Origin of the sequence: Metabacillus sp. 22489, assembly GCF_052044855.1 — a bacterium.
GTDB lineage: Bacteria > Bacillota > Bacilli > Bacillales > Bacillaceae > Metabacillus > Metabacillus niabensis.
In genome coordinates, this window is the sequence record NZ_JBQENT010000014.1 from 30925 (window position 1) to 52345 (window position 21421).

21 protein-coding genes are annotated in these 21421 nt (G+C 35.8%); 3 read left to right on the plus strand and 18 right to left on the minus strand.

The window, feature by feature from the left end:
• Positions 1-14 precede the first annotated feature (14 nt).
• From ACTJJ9_RS10545 to ACTJJ9_RS10555, 3 genes are all read right to left on the minus strand, one after another.
• Entirely contained in the window at positions 15-914 is a 900-nt protein-coding gene (locus ACTJJ9_RS10545) for a carbohydrate ABC transporter permease (protein WP_440768655.1), read from the minus strand.
• Between the two features lie 49 nt (positions 915-963).
• The gene (locus ACTJJ9_RS10550) at positions 964-2235 is read right to left on the minus strand and encodes an ABC transporter substrate-binding protein (RefSeq protein ID WP_255451921.1); all 1272 of its coding nucleotides are present in this window, start codon (positions 2233-2235) and stop codon (positions 964-966) included.
• Between the two features lie 387 nt (positions 2236-2622).
• Complete coding sequence (locus tag ACTJJ9_RS10555) at positions 2623-3435, minus strand: YwqG family protein (RefSeq protein ID WP_145582452.1); 813 nt, start codon at positions 3433-3435, stop codon at positions 2623-2625.
• Positions 3436-3995: 560 nt separating this feature from the next.
• Here ACTJJ9_RS10555 and ACTJJ9_RS10560 point away from each other — a divergent pair.
• A complete protein-coding gene (locus ACTJJ9_RS10560) occupies positions 3996-4499 on the plus strand; it encodes a hypothetical protein (RefSeq protein WP_145582453.1) in 504 nt (167 codons plus the stop codon).
• Between the two features lie 172 nt (positions 4500-4671).
• On the opposite strand, the gene ACTJJ9_RS10565 is transcribed toward ACTJJ9_RS10560, so the two are convergent.
• From ACTJJ9_RS10565 to ACTJJ9_RS10595, 7 genes are all read right to left on the minus strand, one after another.
• Positions 4672-5124 (minus strand): YrhA family protein, encoded by a 453-nt coding sequence (locus ACTJJ9_RS10565; protein WP_145582454.1) that lies wholly within the window; start codon positions 5122-5124, stop codon positions 4672-4674.
• 74 nt (positions 5125-5198) lie between these two features.
• A complete protein-coding gene (locus ACTJJ9_RS10570; RefSeq protein WP_145582455.1) occupies positions 5199-6380 on the minus strand; it encodes a macrolide family glycosyltransferase in 1182 nt (393 codons plus the stop codon).
• Complete coding sequence (locus tag ACTJJ9_RS10575) at positions 6377-6817, minus strand: helix-turn-helix transcriptional regulator (RefSeq protein WP_095303112.1); 441 nt, start codon at positions 6815-6817, stop codon at positions 6377-6379. The genes ACTJJ9_RS10570 and ACTJJ9_RS10575 overlap by 4 nt, the downstream gene beginning before the upstream one ends.
• Positions 6818-7075: 258 nt before the next feature.
• Positions 7076-7270, minus strand: coding sequence for a cysteine-rich CWC family protein (locus ACTJJ9_RS10580; protein WP_145582456.1), 195 nt, complete (start codon positions 7268-7270; stop codon positions 7076-7078).
• Positions 7271-7519: 249 nt separating this feature from the next.
• The gene (locus ACTJJ9_RS10585) at positions 7520-8134 is read right to left on the minus strand and encodes a C45 family peptidase (RefSeq protein ID WP_145582457.1); all 615 of its coding nucleotides are present in this window, start codon (positions 8132-8134) and stop codon (positions 7520-7522) included.
• Between the two features lie 131 nt (positions 8135-8265).
• Positions 8266-8505 (minus strand): hypothetical protein, encoded by a 240-nt coding sequence (locus tag ACTJJ9_RS10590; RefSeq protein ID WP_095303109.1) that lies wholly within the window; start codon positions 8503-8505, stop codon positions 8266-8268.
• 258 nt (positions 8506-8763) lie between these two features.
• Complete coding sequence (locus ACTJJ9_RS10595; RefSeq protein WP_095303108.1) at positions 8764-9600, minus strand: AraC family transcriptional regulator; 837 nt, start codon at positions 9598-9600, stop codon at positions 8764-8766.
• 146 nt (positions 9601-9746) lie between these two features.
• On the opposite strand from ACTJJ9_RS10595, the gene ACTJJ9_RS10600 reads away from it, so the two are divergent.
• Together ACTJJ9_RS10600 and ACTJJ9_RS10605 are read left to right on the plus strand one after the other, a co-directional pair.
• Positions 9747-10868 (plus strand): glycoside hydrolase family 88/105 protein, encoded by a 1122-nt coding sequence (locus ACTJJ9_RS10600; protein WP_145582458.1) that lies wholly within the window; start codon positions 9747-9749, stop codon positions 10866-10868.
• Positions 10838-11074: a hypothetical protein gene (locus tag ACTJJ9_RS10605; RefSeq protein ID WP_145582459.1), complete on the plus strand. Its 237-nt coding sequence runs from the start codon at positions 10838-10840 to the stop codon at positions 11072-11074. Before ACTJJ9_RS10600 ends, ACTJJ9_RS10605 begins: the two co-directional genes overlap by 31 nt.
• 56 nt (positions 11075-11130) lie before the next feature.
• Here ACTJJ9_RS10605 and ACTJJ9_RS10610 read toward each other — a convergent pair whose 3' ends face one another.
• The 8 genes from ACTJJ9_RS10610 to ACTJJ9_RS10645 form a co-directional block, all read right to left on the minus strand.
• On the minus strand, positions 11131-12441 hold the full coding sequence (locus ACTJJ9_RS10610; protein ID WP_145582474.1) for a prolyl oligopeptidase family serine peptidase: 1311 nt from the start codon (positions 12439-12441) through the stop codon (positions 11131-11133).
• Positions 12442-12948: 507 nt separating this feature from the next.
• Positions 12949-13446 (minus strand): PTS glucose transporter subunit IIA, encoded by a 498-nt coding sequence (locus tag ACTJJ9_RS10615; protein ID WP_145582460.1) that lies wholly within the window; start codon positions 13444-13446, stop codon positions 12949-12951.
• 120 nt (positions 13447-13566) lie between these two features.
• Positions 13567-14853, minus strand: coding sequence for an apiosidase-like domain-containing protein (locus tag ACTJJ9_RS10620; protein WP_145582461.1), 1287 nt, complete (start codon positions 14851-14853; stop codon positions 13567-13569).
• A gap of 131 nt (positions 14854-14984) precedes the next feature.
• Positions 14985-16376, minus strand: coding sequence for a PTS transporter subunit EIIC (locus tag ACTJJ9_RS10625; protein WP_145582462.1), 1392 nt, complete (start codon positions 16374-16376; stop codon positions 14985-14987).
• Positions 16377-16562: 186 nt separating this feature from the next.
• Positions 16563-18047, minus strand: coding sequence for a glycerol kinase GlpK (gene glpK, locus ACTJJ9_RS10630; protein WP_145582463.1), 1485 nt, complete (start codon positions 18045-18047; stop codon positions 16563-16565).
• A gap of 12 nt (positions 18048-18059) precedes the next feature.
• Entirely contained in the window at positions 18060-19025 is a 966-nt protein-coding gene (locus tag ACTJJ9_RS10635) for a transketolase C-terminal domain-containing protein (protein ID WP_145582464.1), read from the minus strand.
• Positions 19022-19852, minus strand: coding sequence for a transketolase (locus tag ACTJJ9_RS10640; protein ID WP_145582465.1), 831 nt, complete (start codon positions 19850-19852; stop codon positions 19022-19024). The genes ACTJJ9_RS10635 and ACTJJ9_RS10640 overlap by 4 nt, the downstream gene beginning before the upstream one ends.
• A gap of 31 nt (positions 19853-19883) precedes the next feature.
• Complete coding sequence (locus ACTJJ9_RS10645) at positions 19884-21320, minus strand: L-fucose/L-arabinose isomerase family protein (RefSeq protein WP_145582466.1); 1437 nt, start codon at positions 21318-21320, stop codon at positions 19884-19886.
• Between the last annotated feature and the right edge of the window lie 101 nt (positions 21321-21421).

Below are 21421 nucleotides of genomic sequence, written 5' to 3' on the forward strand. Positions count from 1 at the left end.
GTTTCATACCTCCTTTAATTTGATTCACCCTTTGTTCTTCGGTTCATAAGTGTAAACGACAGGATCGAGAAAATAACAATCACAAGGAATAAACCGAAGGCAATCGCAGAACCATATCCATACTGATACCGCGTAAACGCCGTCTCATACAAATACATGACACTTGTCAATGTCGCATTATCAGGATTACCGGTTCCGTTCGTTAACGTATAAGGCTGATCAAAGATTTGCATTCCCCCTATAATTGATGTAACGATCTGAAAAAGAATAATAGGTTTTAATAATGGAAGTGTTATGTGAAAAAACACCTTTAATTTGGAAGCGCCATCAATTTCAGCAGCCTCTAATAAATCTCGCGAAATCCCCTGGAGTCCTGCAATATAAATAATCATTGAATAGCCAAAGTATTGCCAAAACAAAATCGATGATACTAAAATCCTCATAAACATCGGCTTATCAGCCCAATTAATTGGATCTTGTATAAACCCAAGGCTCATTAATAATTGATTAAAGCTCCCTGTTTGCCAGCTAAAAATTAACGCAACTAAAAGTCCTAAAGAAGCAGCTGTTACGATGTTCGGAAAGAAAAACACAGCTCTGAAAAGGCTCTTACCTTTAACAAATTTCTCATGTAAAATTACTGCAAGAACAAGGCTCACCGTTAGCTGTGGGATAACAGAAACTCCCCAGATTAACAACGTATTACCAAGTGATTTATAGAAGAAAAAATCACCGAACAGCCTTTGATAATTCTCAAGCCCAATCAGCGTCGGATTGCCAAAGCCATCCCAATTTGTAAAGCTTAAATACAACGAATACAAAATCGGATATAATCCGAAAATCAAGAAAATGATAAAAAACGGTGCAATAAACAAATAACCGTAATGATCTTTTCGTAATGACCGTGAAAACATATCCATTTCCCCTTTCGAGCAGCTTCATTCATAAACCTGCCTCGATGGTTTAATTGACTTCAATCTCAGGAAAATTGTGGCCAACCTCTGTTTTAAATGATTCAAGCATGTCTTCCTTCGTTTTTAACCGTCCATTTAAAAAGTCATTGACCTTTTCTGTCCAAAGCTTATTAATATCATTATCATATTTGGATTGTGGTGCTGATGGAACCTGTTCACCAGCTTCAACGAAAAATTCAAAATATTTCTGACCTGCGAGGAAATCAGACGTTAACTCAGGTGCTAGCTCTTCATCAATTTCTTTATTACTTAAGAAATATTGCTGACTTTCCGCTAATTCCTTTAAAAATTCCTCATCCGTTGTATAAAACTTCATAAATTCCCATGCAAGGTCTTTATTTTGACTCTTGTTGTACATCGCTAAATACGTACCACCGCTGCTAAATGATTTTGGACCATGTGCCAAGCCCCATTTCCCTGCTGTTTCTGGCGCGTTCTTTTCGAAAATATATGGTAAGCCCCACGTAGGTTCAGCATAAAACATCACACTTCCCTTTTGCATCGATGCCGTCCAAGCTGGCCCCCATACCTCATATTTTGCTTCAACATTCGTATCTCGCGCTTCCTTCACTAAATCCAGTTCTTTAACACGGACATCATCAATGACTAGCTTTCCATCAACTACCCATGGTTCTTTAATATTTGAGCTTTCAACGATATCGATATCTGACCAGCTCGATAATGCATGAACCTTACCATCGCTCTCCTCATAAACTCGTTTACCAATTTCCATCACTTTATCCCAGCTTGATATCAATTCACTAACTTCCTTCGGATCATCTGTTCCTAAATATTTCTTCGTTAAATCTCGTCGATAATAAAAGGCACCAGGTGTTCCTTGATAGCCTAACCCTCGAACAATTCCTTCCTCATCCTTTTCAATATCCTGAATATAAGGGAATTGCTTAGCTAGTATTTCCTCTGCATTATACGGTTCCTTTGATAAATTCTCTAAACGAGGAATTTGTTTAATTTGTGGCCAGTAAGCATTCTCAACAAAAAACACATCAGGGACATTTTTCTCAACCTGCAATACAGAAATAAGCTTTTGAACATAATTATCATTCGTAATAAACAGCAAATTAACATCAACATCAGGATGCTTTTCCTTGAATTTCTCAACCGCATATTTTGCTTCATCAGTAAACGTCCAAATAGTCAGCTCTTTCTTATTTTCATTTGAAGCTTGCGAACAACCTGTAAGAAGGAATGTTAAAGCTAAACCGACAATCATCGAGAGAGAAAAGAGCCTTTTCTTCACGTTTGCACCACCCCTATTAAAGATTCGTTATTTAAGAACGAAAGCTAAATGAGAGCATCCCCCCTTTTAAAAGGACAATACTGTGAATCACCACAAAATATGAAGCGCTTACATTTTCCGTTTTACACTTTGGTTAACTGATAAACTAAGTGGCTGCAAGGAACCAATTTGTTAAACATGATTATTCCCATTCCTCATTAAAAAGAACTACTTTTCCTAAAAAGCTGACAAAAACTTGGACAAACCTAGTAAATTACTGTTAGAAATTAGGCTTCTTAATAGCCATAAAGTATGCAAGGCAAAATAAAAAAGTGCTAGGTTATGTTTTTTAGACATATCCTAGCACGTCTAATATTAAATCTTTCATTCAAATCCAAAATATTTCGTTTAATGACAATCCCAATTATACAATACCTTTGAAAAGTCTAAATTCTTTAAGTCCTCTTCACAAATAAAGAAATTGCCGACACCTGAATCTCCCCACATAATGTCATTTTCGTCATCTGTATCAATTTGCAAGAGGAGAATGCTATAGTCTTTTACTCCATTACTACTATACTCTCGTGGATCTGTTTGTGTAAAAAAGGCATATCCGCCAATCTTATGCCCTTCATTTGAAATTTCCTCAGCAAAAATATCCCACATTTCTGTTCCATCTTCATCTACGATTTCATCGAGATCGACATCTTTAAGCTGTTCATTTGCACGAAAATCAGCGATACCTAGTGCTTCATAGCCTATTTCAAAAGTGAGACCAACCTCTGACTCAAACGGAAAGCAGAAATCCTCATGTTGTTCATCCACTTCTGGAAACTCAATTACTAGCATTTCTTCCGGTAAAATTTCCTCGTGGTAAATTACTTTATATGTATCCCCATCAACCTTACGATCAAAATCAAGCCCCATTAAATCATCATATGCAGTGACAAAAAACTGCAAAATGCCCTTTTCTGGATAAGGATCCAAATGAGGAATTTCCGCAAAATTGAGTTGAGCCATTAGTTTCATTGGCTTGTTGTTATAGTCTAAAGGGTATTCCATATCCTTTGGAAAATATGGTGTGCCTCCAAATTTGCTCTCATAGACTCCTGTTTTTCTCATTTCTCCATTTATCCGAATATAAGGAACGACTGTTTTTTGGATAATATCGTTGTATTTGATTAGTTGCTTCGGTAAAAAGATTTGCGGTTTATTTCGCATGAGTTCACCTCTATTTTCACTTTATAGAGTAAATTATGACAAAACTGCAAATCTATTACAATCAGTTTTTACTTTTACATTCCTATAAATCTGTTAAAAGTTACTATTTTCACAAAAAGAAATACCATATAATGGATACAAGGGGGTTGGTATCATTATTTACGATTATCTTGTGCCCATTCTCTTTATGTGGGGGATACCTGGGTTACTAGTTATTAGATCCTATTTAAAGTTAAGCGCGGAGGAAAAAAGGTCTGTCATCAACGAATTTAAACATCCACAACTAATTTTTACAGTTGGTTTTACTCTTTTAGGGGTATTTATCACACACCTTGTCGCTATAGGATCGAATGATTTCGTTAGAATAATTGGCAATGTTTTTTTTGCTTATTGGAGGTCTAGTAACAATGGTCGTTATATGGAGGATAAGCAAGATTCGAAGTTTGTTCGTGTTTATTCTAATGCTGATGTTTGTCGTCTTTTTCTGGTAAAAACTCTACGTATTTTATTTAAATTATGAAAAAACAAGTACATTCCAAATGATTTAGGAGTTGGCTAATATGAAAACAAAATGTCTATTTATAATTTGCAGTCTATTGCTTTTATTAGCAGCTTGTCAGTCAAATGATGCAAGTGAAACTAAGTTTAAGAAAGTCACTATTCCCGATGATGTACCTGAATATGTTCAAGAAAGTGATTTCAAGAAAATTGATTGGGATAAAAAAGCTACTATGCTTGTAAATGGAATAATTGGAAATGAAGGAAAATCGGGTGTAATTGGTGCAGATACGCCGAGCTTAGATGGCCAGAAATGGATGTGGCATCTTTGGGGAGTAGATGACCCTAGTAAGTCCACCATAACCGTAGTCGGATACCATAAAGAAACAGAAACTGTACATCAAATTCTGACAGATGGTTGGACCACTAGTCTCGGGGCAAAACAGAATGGAGCTGATGCACACATTCCTTCTTCTGTTAAAATACCAAAGCCAGGCGAATGGGCAATCCTGCTTTATGTTGATAATAAACTATTTGATCTATTAGTCTATGACATTAATGAATAAGTAAGCAATTTTTTCATTTGGTAGCTGGCGAAAACTAAAAGCAAAGATCCTAATATAGGAAATGATTTCTTACCTATATTAGGATCTTTAAAAACAGTTTTTCGCTAAAACAAAATTAAGAATGCATCCACCACTTTTAACACTACTATTCTATGATATTAAGGCAACTTCACTATTGTAATGCGTCTGACATTATTCGTTCAATCATTTCATCAAAGCCGTTAAAATCCTCTAATTCATCTCCTTCAGGTTTAGCAATTAATTTATATCGTTTCATTTCTTTATCAAGGACATACCAACTTAAACTGCCATCACCGAAAAACAAATATTGCTTTTGATGTTCAACTTCATGCCACACCTGATTTGAATCAATGAAACCGTCTATTTTATTTTTCGGCTTTTTTTCTACTAATTCCTGATCAATTCCATAAATCGTGTAGCCATTAAATTCTAGACCATTAATCACTTGCAAAAAACGAATATATTCCAGAGGTAATTCAACGTTTAATTTTTCATTCACTTTCTTTTTGAATTTTTCTATATCTTCGTCACTAGCTGCTCCATTTAGTTCTGCACCAACTATTTTTTCTTCCTCTTTTATTTCAGTAAGCTTTTCTTGCCACATTGTATCACCCTATTATCATTTACAATCCACATCTTTATTTACATTTTCAAATAAAGCATAATGTAAATTATTTATTATTCCTTATCGGAAATTTTAGCCACTATACAATTTGCAGCTTCAACTGCGCCCCCTGCTTTTCGGAGGCTTTCAGACAGCATTATCGCATTTTCATAGTATTTCTTCTCACCTAGCAGCTCAGTCACTGCCTTTACTATCTGTTTCGGCTTGCTTCCTTTTAGTTTAACGCCCGCACCTAGTTCAGCAGCGCGGTTTGCGACTACCCTTTGTTCGCTATGCAATGGATATAGAACCATTGGCACTCCGTGATACAAACTTTCATTCACACTATTCATTCCGCAATGGGTAATAAATGCATCTGCAATTTGCAGGATGGCAATCTGGTCTACTGATTTTTTTATTGTAAAGTTATCAGGTATGCGTCCAAAAGAAGTGATGTCTGTTTTTTCCCCAACAGACATTACAATATTATAATGGCTGTCAGTAAATGCTTTAAGACAATTTTGGTAAAAATCCTTATTTTGATTTAGGACTGTCCCTAATGAAATATAGATAAGCTTTTGATTTTTTTCTTTATTGACTTTTTCACTTGGCTTACGAATCGATGGTCCTACGAAGGCATATTTGTCAGAAAACGTTTCGGCCATCGGTTGGAATTGTTTTGATGTATAGACAATCGTGTCTGTTTCATTATCGTTTTGTATAATTGAAATAAAATTATCTACTTTATAGCCGTGTGCTCGTAGCTCCTGAATTTTTTTGTTAATTCGCGGCATCCCTGTCATCATTTTTATCAGTTCTTTAAAGCTTCGTTTCATTAGCTTAGCCGTATGCTGATTAAACGCAAACGTCGTTGTTGAACAAATATAGTTTTTTCCTAGCTTTTCAGCAAATAACTTTCCCCAAAAGCAGACTGAATCTGAAACTATGCAATCTGGCTGAAAATCTCTTAACTCTGAACAAACCTTATCATCTAAGGCAATTGTCGTATCAACAACCATTTCAATAAGTGCGGCAAAATCCTTTCCAGCCTTGCGTTCCAATTCCTCCTCAGAAATTGGTGGTAAGTACTTGTCACAGGAGATAAATTTTGCTCCCGCTGCCTCTATTTTTTCTTTAAATTCATCAAACGAATAGTACCACACTTCATGTCCTCGCCTTACTAATTCGGAAACAACTGGTATAGTCGGATTTGTATGTCCGTGCGCTGGGATTGAAAAGAACACAATTTTCCTCATTCTGCTTCCTCTTCCGCCAGTTCAGCTTTCCGAATCATATCGGCAAACTCTAAAAAGCTATCTGTTTTAAGAATGGCAATCCCTTTTGTTACATCTTCGCCTAAAACAACAAGCTTATCACCTGCTTGGATGTGATACATGTCCCGAGCTTGCTTTGGAATGACAATCTGTCCCCGCTCCCCAACTTTTACAACTCCGAAAAACTGTTTCCCCTTTGGAGCTAAATTTTCAACCTCTTCCTCACTCAAACCTCCTGATAATTGGTCCAATGAGATTTGAAAGATTTCTGCTAATTGTTTACTTTTATAAAGATCAGGTATCGCCTCATCGTTTTCCCATTTTGCTACCGTTTGACGTGAGACATTTACCTTTTCTGCCAACTGCTCCTGACTCATTTTATTCCTCTTTCGTAAAATACGAATATTCATACCAATCATATTTCCAACTCCTTATATCGTTAACTATATATAAGGGGTTTAGGAAAGTCTATCAATGGTTTGCTACATTTTTTGTTAACAATTGTGGCATTGGTTATCAATCCTCTTCCGAACGATAAACCGAATGAGCAATTTTTCTAAAATCTTAAACAGGAATCGCAACAATCTCTCTTTATCCAAAAGCACTACTTTACGTCAAGACTCGCATCATTCACCCTTAACTCGCATCAAATATATATTGTTAACCATTGTTCTTTTTCATTTGTTGCTCTTTATTTTAAAGTCTTGCAAACATTTTTTACAGATACATTGTTTTCCTTTACTTTCCAACGGAACCAATTCGAAGATTTCCTTTGGGAAGGTTTCAAGATTACACCAACAACTACCGTTTTCTTCACTACCTAGCATGCACCCATTTTCTTCTTTACATATAGGACAATATGTATTTGCCAATTGTCACCACTCCTAAGTTCTTACAAGTTTGTATTTACCAATCTATTTTTCATCCTTTTTCTTTCACTATATCTCAGCTATAGTCAAAAGGAAAAGATTAGCTAATTTTTTGAGGAATCGTATTTTACTGGAATGACGAAGGTGAAATTTAGTGAAAAGTTAATTGGTAGAGGATCATATAAAAGAAACGCTCCGAGCATTTTCACTCAGGAGCGTAATTGTGCATTTATATACTTTTATGAGTCCTTATTATTTAAACCAATCCGCTCTTTCCATATGGGCAAAAGGAATATCTGTATCAATGTCCCCTTCAATCGTTTTAAGCGAAAGGTCTTCTCCTTTTAACCAGCTGGAAAAGCTGAATTTAGCTGGCTCCTGATCGCCACCGAGTACAATCCATGCTTCAAGGTCCTTCGGAAAATAAGCGGTAGTATGGATCGTTCCTGCCCAGCTGCCATATAGCTTGGAGAACCCTCCATCTGTAGGTTGAAATAGCACGAAGCGTCCATCATAGGTTTTCGGATGATAATCATAATTGCGAATCATATAATCGTCACCAACGTAAATTGAGCAACCAGAAGGATTAATATTCACTCGATAACCACCAAATTCTTGTAAAACCCTTTCTATTGGCCACTTTAACGCATCCTGTAAGCCGATAAATTCCTCCCAAATATTTGGTGCTAATTTTTTAAAAACCTGTTCAGTTTCTTCTTTATCAATTCGAAAAAGAGGCTTCCGAACAAGCCATTGTCTTTCTCGATTTTTTAGTAGTATTGAATCTTTTATTAATTCTCCCTGCATGTAGCCAAAATCGTAATGTGTGTTACGAAATTGAATGACATCTGCGTATACCTTTTTCATGGTGCTGTCCTCCAATTGTTTCTGTATCTTAAGGATATATTGAATTAGGAGAAAAAGAAAGGAAGAGGCATTTGTAGATGTTATATCGTTTGTTGCTAGAGAAGATATGTTTATGTATATATCCACTTACACTATTTTTCATTCGTTCCTATCTCATCTAAAGCTCTATAAAAGCATTCAATATCTTCAAATTCAGCCCTTTTATTCAGACAAGTACATCTTTCATCAATAAAGCCTTGCTTTAATTCTTGTAGATTCATCTGCTCTCTTTTTAGCTGCCTTACTTCTTGATAGCTGTTATTCTCGTCCACTTTCATTCTCCAGTCCTGATAAAGCTTTTTCCCTAATTCATACTGGTTAACATTACTCATGTTTGTATCCCCTTTTAAATTTTAAATGTTTGCAATTTCATAAATATTCTTTAATAAAAATATACATCATTAACACTTTTGTTAACAGGGTATAAAGGGAGATTTTAGGGAATGGTCATTACTCATTTAGGAGGGATTTACCACGGCAGATGGAAAATATTCAGACTTATGTTGACGAGGGTGGAAAAAGAAGAATCACTACTAAATTGTAAATTTAGTCTATTACTCATAAAAATCTAAGAAGGTATTCTAAATCTATCACTTCCTTTTTCTATAATGTAACGGAGCATAACCAGTAACTGCCTTAAACACCCTACCGAAATGTGTAATACTACCGAATCCTACCTTCTTATAAATCAAATTGACCTTCATCGAGGAGTGTTCCAACAGCTTTTTCGCTTCTTTAATTCTAACGCTGTTCAAGTATTCTACAAATGTAAAGCCTGTTGCTTCTTTAAAAAATCGACTTAAATAGTATGGACTAACGTAAAATTTCTCAGCGACGAATTGAAGCGAAAGATCGTGCATATAGTTGTTGTTGATATAGCGGACAACCTCCGAAATTCTTTCATGCATGGGACTCGGATATTCTAATGCCTCTATGTTATTTTTCTGCATATGCCGACAGCAAATAATGACTAGCTGGAGTACTAACGTTTGCGCGTACATTTCAAAGCCCGGTCTTTTCTCGTCTATCTCCTGTATTATCGACTGTGATAGTGTTTCAATTTTAAGGCGCTCTTGCAAATGACACCTAACAATGATGTAATCTCGTTCGAACAACGGTTGAAGGATTTTCCTATAGGAAGGATTCCCAACAGACATACAGGTCTCATGTATATTAACAATAAGCCGCTCATGCTTTGGCATTTCTGTATTGGTTGTCCGATGCAGGATATTTGGTGAAATAATGACGATATCCCCTTCGTTAATCACTAACGTCCTATCCTTAATAAAAAATTCCCGTTTACCTGAGATTAAGTAAAATATTTCAAACGTACTATGAAAATGATTTTCTGGCATATTGTGGCTTAGCGCTTTCCGATGTGAGACGATGAATGTCTCTTCTGCGTTTTTAAATAGAAGTTCTTTCATCTTGAACCTCCTCGCTTTTTACTACTATTATTAGACGCGTTCTATTTCATTTCCTGCAAAATATAAGAAGGTTTTAGATAATTCCGCAAAAAATGTACATATTCCTGTGCTAACCTAGATGTAAACCGAGTAGGAGGGATTTTATGATGAATTTTCCAAAGTCTAATACCTATAAACCATCAACTGAGACACTGCTCCCTATCCAATGGGCTGAGAAAGCCTGCGAAACGATAATGGCCAAATTTCAGCCTGAGCAGCTTCCACCGGAGCGATTTCACTATCATCAGGGGGTATTTCTATCTGGTATGGAGAAGGTTTGGAGGCTTACTCAAAAGGAGCATTATTTCAACTATATCAAAAGCTGGGTAGACAGCCATATTCTTGCAGACGGTAGTGTCCCAAAATGCAAAACAGATGAACTTGATGACATCCAGCCTGGCGTCCTTCTTTACACGCTTTATGAGATAACAGGTGATGAACGATATAATAAAGCTTTGCACAACCTTGTTCCGCTATTAAAATCATGGCCAACTAATCCATCAGGTGGCTTTTGGCACAAGGGGCATTACCCTAATCAAATGTGGCTGGACGGATTATATATGGCTGGTCCGATTGCTGTCCAGTTTGGGAAGACTTTCGGGGAAAGTGACTATTTTGATATGATGGCCTATCAAGCGATTCTCATGGAGAAGTATACGAAGGACCGAGAAACAGGCTTGCTTTATCATGGCTGGGATGAAACGAAAGCAGCGCATTGGGCAGACCCTATTTCGGGAACAGCTCCTGAGTTCTGGGGTCGTGCAATCGGTTGGTACCCTGTTGCTCTGTTGGAAATGTTTGATCACCTTCCTGAAGACCATAAGGATAAGAAAAAGCTAGTTGCGATCCTTCAAGACCTGCTCATTGCCATAACAAACTACCAAGATCCCGAAACAGGCTTATGGTATCAAGTGGTAGACAAAGGTCATCTGTCTGATAATTGGCTAGAAAACTCTTGCTCTTCTCTGTTTGTTCAAGCCATTGCGAAAGCTGTTCGTATGGGTTATTTGGATAGCAAATATATGGAATATGCTTGGAAGGGATATCAAGGTGTAATTGATACGTTGAAGTTTGATGAAAATGGAAACGTACTCATCGGCAATATTTGCATCGGTACAGGGATTGGTGATTATGCTCATTATATTGCCCGTCCTACTAGTGAAAATGACCTTCATGGAGCTGGAGCTTTTATATTGATGTGTGCGGAGATGAGTTTGGCAAAAAAATAATTGCTAATCTAGAAAAAACAGAAGAGCTTTTTCAGTCTTCTGTTTTTGTGTTTGGTGTTTTATCATCGATATATGATCGCTTTTTAACAAAATTTGCAGATATTACAATGATGCAACGAAAGAAAAATCTTTGGTGTTACAGATACCATTTTAAGACCAAAATGGCAGTTACATCAATTATATACTTATTGCTTGTTATCGAATAAAAGAAACTGCCCGTCCTTAAAAAGGGAGCAGTTCTTTTATCACTTCACTTCACAAATTAATTTGACTGTGCAGCCATCCATTCCATAATAGATGTTTTCTCACCATTAATAGTTATGATAGGCTCGTTATTGAAAACATATATCCAAGACCAGTGACCATCATATTGATGCGGATCGCCATTAGCATTTTTATATAGCCCTGAAGTATCATGCACATCTTCAAATAATGATAAATATACTTCTTTTGCCCCAGCTTCAATCAAACGGTTATATGTTGGAATCGTGTTTACCTCAGGATTTAAAACGGTATCATTTTTGGCATGAACAAACCATATAGAGGTATTCATCATATTTAGAATATCCTCATCTGTCAGCAATGTATCATTTAAACCTTCACACACTGGAAATGCAGCTGCAAAATATCCAGGATTATCTCGAATCATTAGCATTGTCATATAACCACCATTTGAAGCACCACCGATATAAATTCTATTCGGATCGATATCAGGGTTATTTGCTACGTAGTCTTTAATTAATTCCATTAGAGCATGACTATAAATAGAAGTACCGTCAGCAGTTCCAGTTTCCCCCTGCATCCAATAAGTTGGTGCTTGCGGAGCTAAAACATACGCACCGCCATAGATTTCTTGTACTTCTTTAGAAGCGAAAGCAACAGCTTTATTAGCACCTATTGCAATTGTAGGATCAGTACCACCCTCTCCACCACCATGCAACCATATAATTAATGGGTTTTTACCTTTGTCTTTTGAGGGTTTGAAATCAGCATAAGATAATGTAACATCCCCGTAAGTTGCTTTACCAGTAGAGAACTCATCTATAAGGACTCTAGTTTCTCCTCCAAATGTGTCAATGACTAAATTAGAAATTGTTCCACCCTTTCCAGGATGAACTTTGATATCTTCTACTTGAGTGATCGTATAGTCATAATCAACCCAATCATTATGACCTGATGCTTGGTCATAATTTACAGTTGAACCTAATAAATCATTAGGTCCAATTTCCATTTCTAATACAACAAATTTCCCCTTACCATTTTTAATTTGCTTACCATCTTTGTCAGAAACATAAGCTTTTGTTACAGTACGGTCACCTTCTACATATGCTCCCCATCCACCCACAGGAACCCTAGGATCAACCTTTTTAACATGTACATTAAAAGTATCCTCTGTCACTGCACCTTGTGGAACTGGTATACCTAACTCAACTATTACCTTAGTAATTACTGGACCAAAGTCTTGGACTTCAATCACTGTTCTGTACGTTTCTTTTTTCTCTTTTGCAGAAGCACTAATAACAAAGGAAAATGTAACAGCTATGACTAAAACAAGAAGAAACATTTCTTTCATCTTTAACACGGTATACTACCTCCTCTAATCTACCAACTTTTTTTCAGCATTTTAAAACGATAAAATGAACACTCTTACATTGATAGAAGAAATTACACTCCCTTCACCTAGAATTATTTTAAAAGTTGTAAATAATTATATAGTATACTTATCTACCACTAATAAACGAATGTAATTGGAAATTTTGCTAGATAACCATTTTAATTAATACCGAATACCTTAAATTTTACAGCTACTAATCTTCTACTGTTTTGTATACGTTGTCATTTATACGTAGAATAAACGTATAAATAATTTTTTGACTGTAGTTCAACAACTGAAGAAAGTTTGGCTAATTATATTTTTCTTAATCGATTTCAAAAATAAGACCTGCTTGTTTTAGAATTTATTTCTCTTTTTATTTCCATGGAGAACATCAGAACTAATATTAAAACCACTTTGCAGCTTTAACTCCATCTAGTTAACTAGTTCTCTGAAAAAAACACTACTCGCCTAATTCATTTAGCATTATTTAATATTGCACATAAACAGCATGTCTTCTTTAGAAATTACACCGTTCTTAACCTGTACTATGCCATCTACCTTATCAGAATAATTCGTAATAATGATCGGTGTAACAATTTCCTTATTTTCACTCTTTAGAAATGAAATATCAAAATTCACTAAAGGATCTCCTACTTTGACTTTTTGTCCTTTGGCAATTTGTACGTCAAATCCCTCGCCATTCAATTCCACTGTCTCTAAGCCAATATGTATGAGGATTTCTAAGCCAGAAATAGATCTAATTCCAATCGCGTGTTTTGTATGAAAAACTTGAATGACTTCACCTTCCACAGGAGATACAAGCATACCTTCCTCTGGGATAATAGCTACACCTTCACCCATCATTTTTCCTGCAAACACCGGATCAGGAACATTTTCTAGTGGTATTAATTCACCAGAAAGAGGAGCATAAATTTGTTCTTTAACAATTTCCTTTTTACTCTTAAATATCTTATCTATCATTATCATTTCTCCTTTTATTATCACTTCAATTTAAGCCAAGAATTTGAATGGAGAAGATGGAAAAACAGGTTTTTCTTCTTCTCCAACTGAAAATAAGATAGATGGTTATGAGCTATGAGCTCAAAGTCTTTTCTCTCCAATGATTAATACATCTGAATCAAACAAATGCATATCAATAACTGTATGTTTCTCTTCAAACGATACATTTGCTTCAGCAAAACGCCTTTTCTTTAAATCTATAATAGTGAATTCATAATTTTCAAAAAGTCTATTTAATCGTAGCACTGTGTTAACTGGAACATATATAACAATCTTGGATGAATCATTGCTTATTGCCGCCCTAATCTCTTCTGTATTTTTTAGCACAACATCAATTGGTTGTAAGTCATCAAGGTTATATAATGAGAAAATTTTCTTAGCAAAGGAATAATCCCAAGCACCCTCAAACTTTATTGCATCCTTCCAATCATAAGGTTTGTCAAATGCCTCTCCAATTAATCCAAACCCTTTTCCTTTTTTATGCCAACTCCATATGCCATGAGCTCCATACGTAATACCAGCACTTGCACCAGCTAGTAAGCTTTGCCATGCAGCTTTTCTAACATCAAATTGGTTAAATCGACCATATAAATTCCTACTATACCCAATTTGCTCATAGCATGGCTCTGAATTAAGGGAAGGTCTTTTTACTGGTTTGTTACTAAATTCTTCCGCAAGCTTGTAGGACATATTTTGAAATTGTATATTGTGTCCAGATTGAAACATATAAAAATCTAATTTGTCACTATACAAAAAATCATTAGGAATTTCCATTAATCTTCCTCTAATGTGTAGACTAGTTACGCAATGGGGACTTAATTCTTTAATAGTGTTTAATGCTAATAGATAATATTCAATTGACCGTTTAGTTGGAAAATCTGTATCTCCACTTACAAGATAAATAGGATGATACTTAGAAAATCTTTCATTGACATATTTGACATATTCCTCTACTAATTCAAATGGCATATTATTTACATCATTTATCTCTGATCCCCATGTATCAGGAACATAATTACACCACAATAGAACAAGCGCAGGCACAAATCCCTTTTCTACCGCCATCGCTATCATCTTTTCAGCACGATCGAAATAAGCATCGTTTCGCTCATAGAAATTGAAGGAACCATCTTCCTTATAATTAAATGGTTTTATATTCAAATCTGTTTCACTTGCGTCCCATTGCTGCAGGATATTTATTTGGAGGACATTAAAGCCCTGCATTTTTCTATAGTCAAGGTAAGACTCCCACTCTTCTAATGTGGCATTAGTGAATGCACTCCAAACTGTATCAGCTAAATAAAAGAAGCGGTCTCCTTTTTCCGTTTCAAATTGCTTTTTATTTTCTGATATTCTTATTTTTATCAAGAATATACCCTCCCTTTTCATATCGTAGAGAAAATAGTTTATAGAACTATTTTCTCTCGATATCATTACAATTCCTTAAAACTACTAAATTATTTTACTAATTCATATTTGTAAGCGATTTCTAAAATTGGTTATGCAGACTTTTTCTCTACTTGTTTTTCAGCTATTTCCTTAGTATAGCCAAATAGTAAAGTAAGAACAAATGCTGTCGCGAGAGATATAAGAAGTGATAAAGCAAATCCATAGAATTGTGCTGAAAGACCTTCTGGGTCAATAAACATCGGGATTCCAAATACCCCACCTGATGCAAATCCGCCATACATTTTAGCACTAAAGAATCCTGCAACTGCACCACCTAGTCCACCACCGATACACGCCATAATAAACGGACGTTTAAGTGGTAAGTTAACTCCATAGATGGCAGGTTCTGTAATCCCTAAAAAACCAGATATTGAAGCCGTTGTAGATAATGACTTTAATTTTGTTTGTTTTGTCTTTAAGGCAACTGCTAAAGCTGCACCTGTTTGAGCAAAAACTGTACAATATAGTAAACCATTAATTGGATCAAAACCAATTGTTGTAATATTATTAATCATAATTGGTATGAATGCCCAATGAAGACCAAACATTACAGCAATTTGCCAAACTCCTGCAAGGAACAAGCCTGTAATAACTGGACTTAACGAGTACAACGCCATTGCTCCATCTGCTAATAGTTGACTTGCGTATACAGATATAGGCCCTATTACAATGAACGAAAGTGGAACAACTATAACTAAAATGATCAAAGAAACAAAAATTAACTGAAGAGATTTCGGTATGATTTTTAGTAAGACTTTCTCTAATTTTGCAACAAAGAATGCTGCAAGAATAATCGGCACAACAGATTGCGTATAGTTCATTAAGACTACTGGAATTTGAAGAAAGGATAACGCTTCACCAGCATTGTACATTTCAACCATTGTAGGATATACAAGTGCTGCTCCGACTGTAGCGGTAATATATGAATTCGTTTTAAATGTCTTACCAGCAGAGAATCCTAATAGAATCGGCATAAAATAAAAGAACCCATCTGAGGCAACAAATAAAATTTTATATACTCCCATTTCCTCTGACATCCAACCAAGAACTGTCAAGGCAACTAGAAATCCTTTTAGTATACCAGCAGCAGCCATTACTCCCATAACCGGCATAAATATACCTGATATCAATGAAACAAATCTACTAAATATACTTCCTTTCTCAGTAGTTTCTTCTGTATCAACATCCTCAGTTGCTTTTCCAATTAATTTCGTTACTTCAGCAAAAACTTTAGAGACATGCTCCCCGATAACAACCTGGAATTGTCCTCCACTAATCACGACAGTCATGACTCCATCTAAATTTTTTATCGTTTCCTTATTCGCAAGTGATTCATTTTTAAGCTTAAATCTTAGACGTGTTACACAGTGGATTACACTATTAATATTTTCTTTACCACCAACTTCTTGGATGATTTGTTTAGCTAGCCTTTCGTAACTCATAATTCAATCCCCCAATCTTATTTTTAATTCGATCATTCAACCCATTTATTGTTAATTAAGATAAGTATTAAAAGAAATGAACTATTCACCACCTTATATAGAATAAATGCCAGCATTAACTAATGCGCTTACATTTTCTTTAAAGACTTATATTTTATCAAGCCTATCAATAAACACTTCACTATATTAGATTAATAGTGAATGAATAGCGTTTTTCCATTCTATATAAAGCTGTGCTCTTTTTTCTTCACTCATTTTCGGTTCAAATATTTGTATCTCACTATTTAACATGCTAATCTCTTCAACAGAAACCCACATACCTGTTCCAAGTCCGCCAATAAAAGCAGATCCTAATGCAGATAATTCAGCTATGTCAGAAACCATTACCTTCATATTTACTAAATCAGATAGAAACCTCATTAAGAAATTATTTGTTGTTGCACCCCCATCTACTTTTAACTCCACTACAGATATTTGATTTTTTTCTTGGAACAGTTCGATAATATCTTTCACTTGATACACAATGCTTTCTAGCCCGGCTCTCACAATGTGAGATTTTTTTGTACTTCTACTCATGCCTATGATTCCCGCTCTAGTATTTGGGCTCCAATACGGTGCACCTAATCCAACGAATGCGGGAACTAAATAAACCCCAGCATTATCCTCAAGCATTTCTGCTAAAGCTTCAGCTTCACTGAATTCATTAAATAAGGTTAAATCATCCTTCATCCATCTAATGATGTCACCTGTTGTGTTTATGATTCCTTCTAAAGCAAAATGAACCTTTCCATTTAATCCCCAAGCAATAGATGTAACTAAACCATCTCTTGCCTCTACTAAATCTTCTGTATATACCATTACAGAAGTTCCTGTACCAAAAGTTGCTTTTGCCATCCCTTTATCAAAGCATTTTTGCCCGAATAGTGCCGCTTGTGAATCACCTATAACACCAGATATAGGGAGCTTGGTAACCTGTAAGTTCCTATCTTCAATTAATCCATATAATTCATCTGAAAATTTTACTTTTGGTAGCATTAGCTTAGGAATATTAAAGATTTCTAGTAATTCCTCATCCCAACATAAACTATGGATATTAAAAAGAAGTGTTCGACTAGCATTTGTAACATCAGTTGCATGGACTTCACCTTCAGTTAGCTTCCAAATTAACCAGCTATCGATTGTTCCTAGCAATAAATCTCCCTTTTCTGCTCTTTCTCTTGCTTCTGGTACATTATCAAGCATCCATTTTACCTTTGTGGCGGAGAAATATGGGTCAATTGGTAAGCCTGTTTTCTCTCTGACCTTATCACCATATCCTTTAGCATTCAAAATTTTACACATTTCAGTTGTTCTTCGACACTGCCATACAATTGCGTTGTAGACTGGCTTACCAGTCTTTTTATCCCACACCACAACAGTCTCTCGCTGATTTGTTAATGTAAGTGCCTTCAAATTATTCTTCAAAAAGGTTTTTGATTCAATTGTTTCATTTATCACTCTTTTTACATTTTCATAGATTTCAATCGGGTCATGCTCTACCCAACCCGATTGAGGATATAATTGTTTGTGAAGCGCTGTCTTATTTGAAATAATAGTACCTTTCTTGTCAACTACAATCGCTTTTGTACCAGAGGTGCTTTGATCTATTGTAAGAATATAACTCTCATTCATATAAGCACCACCTTAATTGTCAATCATTTGTTTTGCAAGATTTGATACATTATTTACGCTTAACCCATAATAGTTAAAAACTTCCTTTGAATTTCCTGTTATAGCTGGCTCATCCGGGATGCCGAGAATTTTAACAGGAACCGGATAATTTTGTGAAATGACTTCTGAAACAGCTGAACCTAGTCCGCCATAGACACTATGTTCTTCAATCGTAATAATTCTACCTGTTTCTTTAGCTGCCTTAATAATCGCCTTCTCGTCTAACGGCTTGATCGTGTGCATATTGATGACTCGACAACTAATACCTTCAGACATAAGTGCGTCAGCAGTATCAAGAGCAACGCGCACCGTTTCACCAGCTGCAATGATCGTTATATCGTTTCCTTCATTCATTGTTACTGCCTTACCAATTTCAAATTTATAGTCTTCTGATAGGTATGAATCTTCTACTGGATTTCGCCCAATCCGAACGTAAACAGGACGCTCATAATCAACTAATGCTTCAATCATTTTTTTGGCTTCATGTCGATCAGCCGGCATCATGACATCTAACCCAGGTATCGCTCTTGTAACTGCTAAATCTTGTACAGAGTGGTGTGACATTCCAAGTGCTCCATAACTAACACCACCACTTATTCCAATTAATTTAACATTTGTTTGAGAATACGCGATATCCACCTTAATTTGTTCAATACTTCTCATGCTTAAGAAACAAGCTGGTGAAGCTACAAATGGCTTTTTACCTGAATGCGCTAAGCCTGAAGCTATCCCTACGATGTTTTGTTCGGCAATTCCAACCTCTACGATTTGTTCTGGAAGTTCTTCTCCAAAATTAATCATAGATGCTGATCCTCTTGAATCACTTGTTAATACTAATAAATCTCGATTCTTTCTACCCAATTCCAACAATGTTTTGCTAATGGCTTGACGATTTGCAATTTTATTTCCTTTAGTAGGCCTTAAAGCGATATTTTTCATACTAGGACCTCCAGTTGTTTCGAAAGTTCTTCCATTGCTAAGTCGTATTCTTCTTTTGTAGGTACATGATGATGCCATGCGCCTACATTTTCTGCAAAGGAGATTCCTTTTCCCTTTACTGTATTGGCAATAACCATTGTAGGTTTCCCTTCTACACTAGGAGTGTGTGAAAATACATCTACTAGTTGCTCAACATCATGACCATCAACTTCAATTACTTCCCAGCCAAAACTTCTCCATTTGTCTGGTAATGGTTCTAAAGCCATTACATCTTCGGTACTTCCTGTAATTTGCAATTTATTACGGTCAATAATTGCGATTAAATTATCAAGTTTATATTGCGCAGCTGCCATTGCTCCTTCCCATACTGAGCCTTCAGCTTGCTCTCCATCACCCATAAGTGTATATACTTTATATGATTTCCCGTCCATTTTTGCCGCTAATGCCATCCCCACCGAAATTGGCAGTCCATGTCCTAGAGCCCCAGTATTCATTTCAATCCCCGGAACTTTATTATTTGGATGACCAATTAATCTTGAACCAAATTGTGAGAAGGTCTTTAATTCTTCTTTTGGAAAAAAGCCTTTATCTGCTAAAATTGCCCATAAAGATTCTACAGAATGCCCTTTGCTTTGAACATAACGATCTCGTTCATCCCAGTTAGGATTGCTCGGATCAATATTCATAATCTTATAATATAAAACTGTTAAAATATCAGTATTTGATAAAGAACCACCAGTATGACCGGTTCGTGCATTATATATCATTGTTAATAAATCCATGCGAATTTCAACTGCTTTTCTTTTTAAGAACGTTATCTCATCCATGAATATGTCCTCCTTATTTTCATCTAACACATTACTTATTTAGATCACTCCCCCGGAGCCAAGCTTTAATTTCTTCAACCGTTGGATCAACAGGGTCTGGAGTTAAACCAGGGATATATTCGCATGCTTCAAACAGAACAGGAATAACATTGGCATGAATACCGACAGTATGATGAATGTACGGGCCTTTCACTAATTTTTCTTCCCAAAGCGGCCAATCATTTACTTCCACCCATACATATGAACCTCTAGTAAATGGACCTTCAATCCCTTTTGCTTTTCCAAGGAATATTGAATACTCTCCATGATCTCCATCAAATCTTGCTAACGTCATGTCTCCACCCATAATTTGTCCTTCATGAGTTCCTGGAGAATGGTCATCAAATAAAAAGTGTTTATTTAGCTTTGGTCTTTTTTCTACACTTAATGAGACTGGAAAATTACCACAATGGAATAATAATTCGCCATTCGGATTCTCAGGATGGCGTATTGTAATATCTGCAAAGAATGTTGGAGCAGTATTTAAAGTCGCTGCCTGAACCATAATAGATGTAATTGCACCATGAATATCTGTTTCACAAGTTACGGGAATCTGTTCATCTGTTAAAATTGCATTTGCCAAACACGGCATAATACCAATAATATCCTGCAAGGTTGACCAACATTGAATAGCAATGGCTGTGCTTCTAGTCTCTGATGCTAATTTTTTCATCGCGACCTTTAATGAAGCTATACGTCTAACGTCCTCTTCCGTAACAGTACTCCAATCAAGCTTTTCCTTAATATAGTTCACGGCCTCTTCTAGTTCAGGACTGTCTGTTTTTTCAATCTTCAATGTTTCTTTTTTCAACTCATCAAGTGTAATCGGATGAATTTGAATTCCAAATGTTTCTAATAATTCACCTTCGTTACAAATAACAGACCAAAAATCTGACGGTCTAGTAGAGATTTGTAAGATTCGTAGATTAGTAAAATGTTTTACAACATTTGCTGCTGCTATAAAGTTCTTAAATCCTCTTTCAAAAATAGGATCATCTACACGACAGTTTGTAATATATGTAAACTTCACATTAAATCTTCTTAACACTTTTCCTGTCGCAAAGATTCCACATTGTGTATCACGTAGGCGCATCCCATCTTCTAATGGCGCTTCATCTCTAGGCCCCCAAATTAATACAGGCTTTCCTATCGCTTTAGCTACACGTGCTACAATATCCTCGGTTCCAAAGTTACAGTGAGGAAAAAATAAAGCATCAACCTCTTCATCTCTAAATCGTTTTATAATGGCAGCTTCTTCATTCCGTTCATGTAACAATCCTTCCTCATTGATTCCTTCTAAATCAACGATATCAATATCCAATCCAAAGCTTTCCATCTTCTCTCTAATTAAAACTTTATATTTCAATGCATCTTCCTTACTAAAAACAAATCTTCTTGTAGGCGCATAACCTAGCTTTAACTTCCCCATAATCGTACCTCCTAAATACTACAACCTTAAACTTTTCCTTCTTTTCATCACCAATTAAAAATTCAAATATACAGAGAATATTTTGATATACGAGTTCTATT

Bases quoted from the DNA above. Each gene is read 5' to 3' on its own strand.
- ACTJJ9_RS10590 (WP_095303109.1), bottom strand. From the start codon at position 8,505: ATGAGTAATGTTAACCAGTATGAATTAGGGAAAAAGCTTTATCAGGAC.
- ACTJJ9_RS10610 (WP_145582474.1), bottom strand. From the start codon at position 12,441: ATGAAAGAAATGTTTCTTCTTGTTTTAGTCATAGCTGTTACATTTTCC.
- ACTJJ9_RS10645 (WP_145582466.1), bottom strand. From the start codon at position 21,320: ATGGGGAAGTTAAAGCTAGGTTATGCGCCTACAAGAAGATTTGTTTTT.
- ACTJJ9_RS10625 (WP_145582462.1), bottom strand. From the start codon at position 16,376: ATGAGTTACGAAAGGCTAGCTAAACAAATCATCCAAGAAGTTGGTGGT.
- ACTJJ9_RS10585 (WP_145582457.1), bottom strand. From the start codon at position 8,134: ATGAAAAAGGTATACGCAGATGTCATTCAATTTCGTAACACACATTAC.
- ACTJJ9_RS10575 (WP_095303112.1), bottom strand. From the start codon at position 6,817: ATGATTGGTATGAATATTCGTATTTTACGAAAGAGGAATAAAATGAGT.
- ACTJJ9_RS10570 (WP_145582455.1), bottom strand. From the start codon at position 6,380: ATGAGGAAAATTGTGTTCTTTTCAATCCCAGCGCACGGACATACAAAT.
- ACTJJ9_RS10565 (WP_145582454.1), bottom strand. From the start codon at position 5,124: ATGTGGCAAGAAAAGCTTACTGAAATAAAAGAGGAAGAAAAAATAGTT.
- ACTJJ9_RS10600 (WP_145582458.1), top strand. From the start codon at position 9,747: ATGAATTTTCCAAAGTCTAATACCTATAAACCATCAACTGAGACACTG.
- ACTJJ9_RS10560 (WP_145582453.1), top strand. From the start codon at position 3,996: ATGAAAACAAAATGTCTATTTATAATTTGCAGTCTATTGCTTTTATTA.
- glpK (WP_145582463.1), bottom strand. From the start codon at position 18,047: ATGAATGAGAGTTATATTCTTACAATAGATCAAAGCACCTCTGGTACA.
- ACTJJ9_RS10555 (WP_145582452.1), bottom strand. From the start codon at position 3,435: ATGCGAAATAAACCGCAAATCTTTTTACCGAAGCAACTAATCAAATAC.
- ACTJJ9_RS10545 (WP_440768655.1), bottom strand. From the start codon at position 914: ATGTTTTCACGGTCATTACGAAAAGATCATTACGGTTATTTGTTTATT.
- ACTJJ9_RS10615 (WP_145582460.1), bottom strand. From the start codon at position 13,446: ATGATAGATAAGATATTTAAGAGTAAAAAGGAAATTGTTAAAGAACAA.
- ACTJJ9_RS10595 (WP_095303108.1), bottom strand. From the start codon at position 9,600: ATGAAAGAACTTCTATTTAAAAACGCAGAAGAGACATTCATCGTCTCA.
- ACTJJ9_RS10635 (WP_145582464.1), bottom strand. From the start codon at position 19,025: ATGAAAAATATCGCTTTAAGGCCTACTAAAGGAAATAAAATTGCAAAT.
- ACTJJ9_RS10640 (WP_145582465.1), bottom strand. From the start codon at position 19,852: ATGGATGAGATAACGTTCTTAAAAAGAAAAGCAGTTGAAATTCGCATG.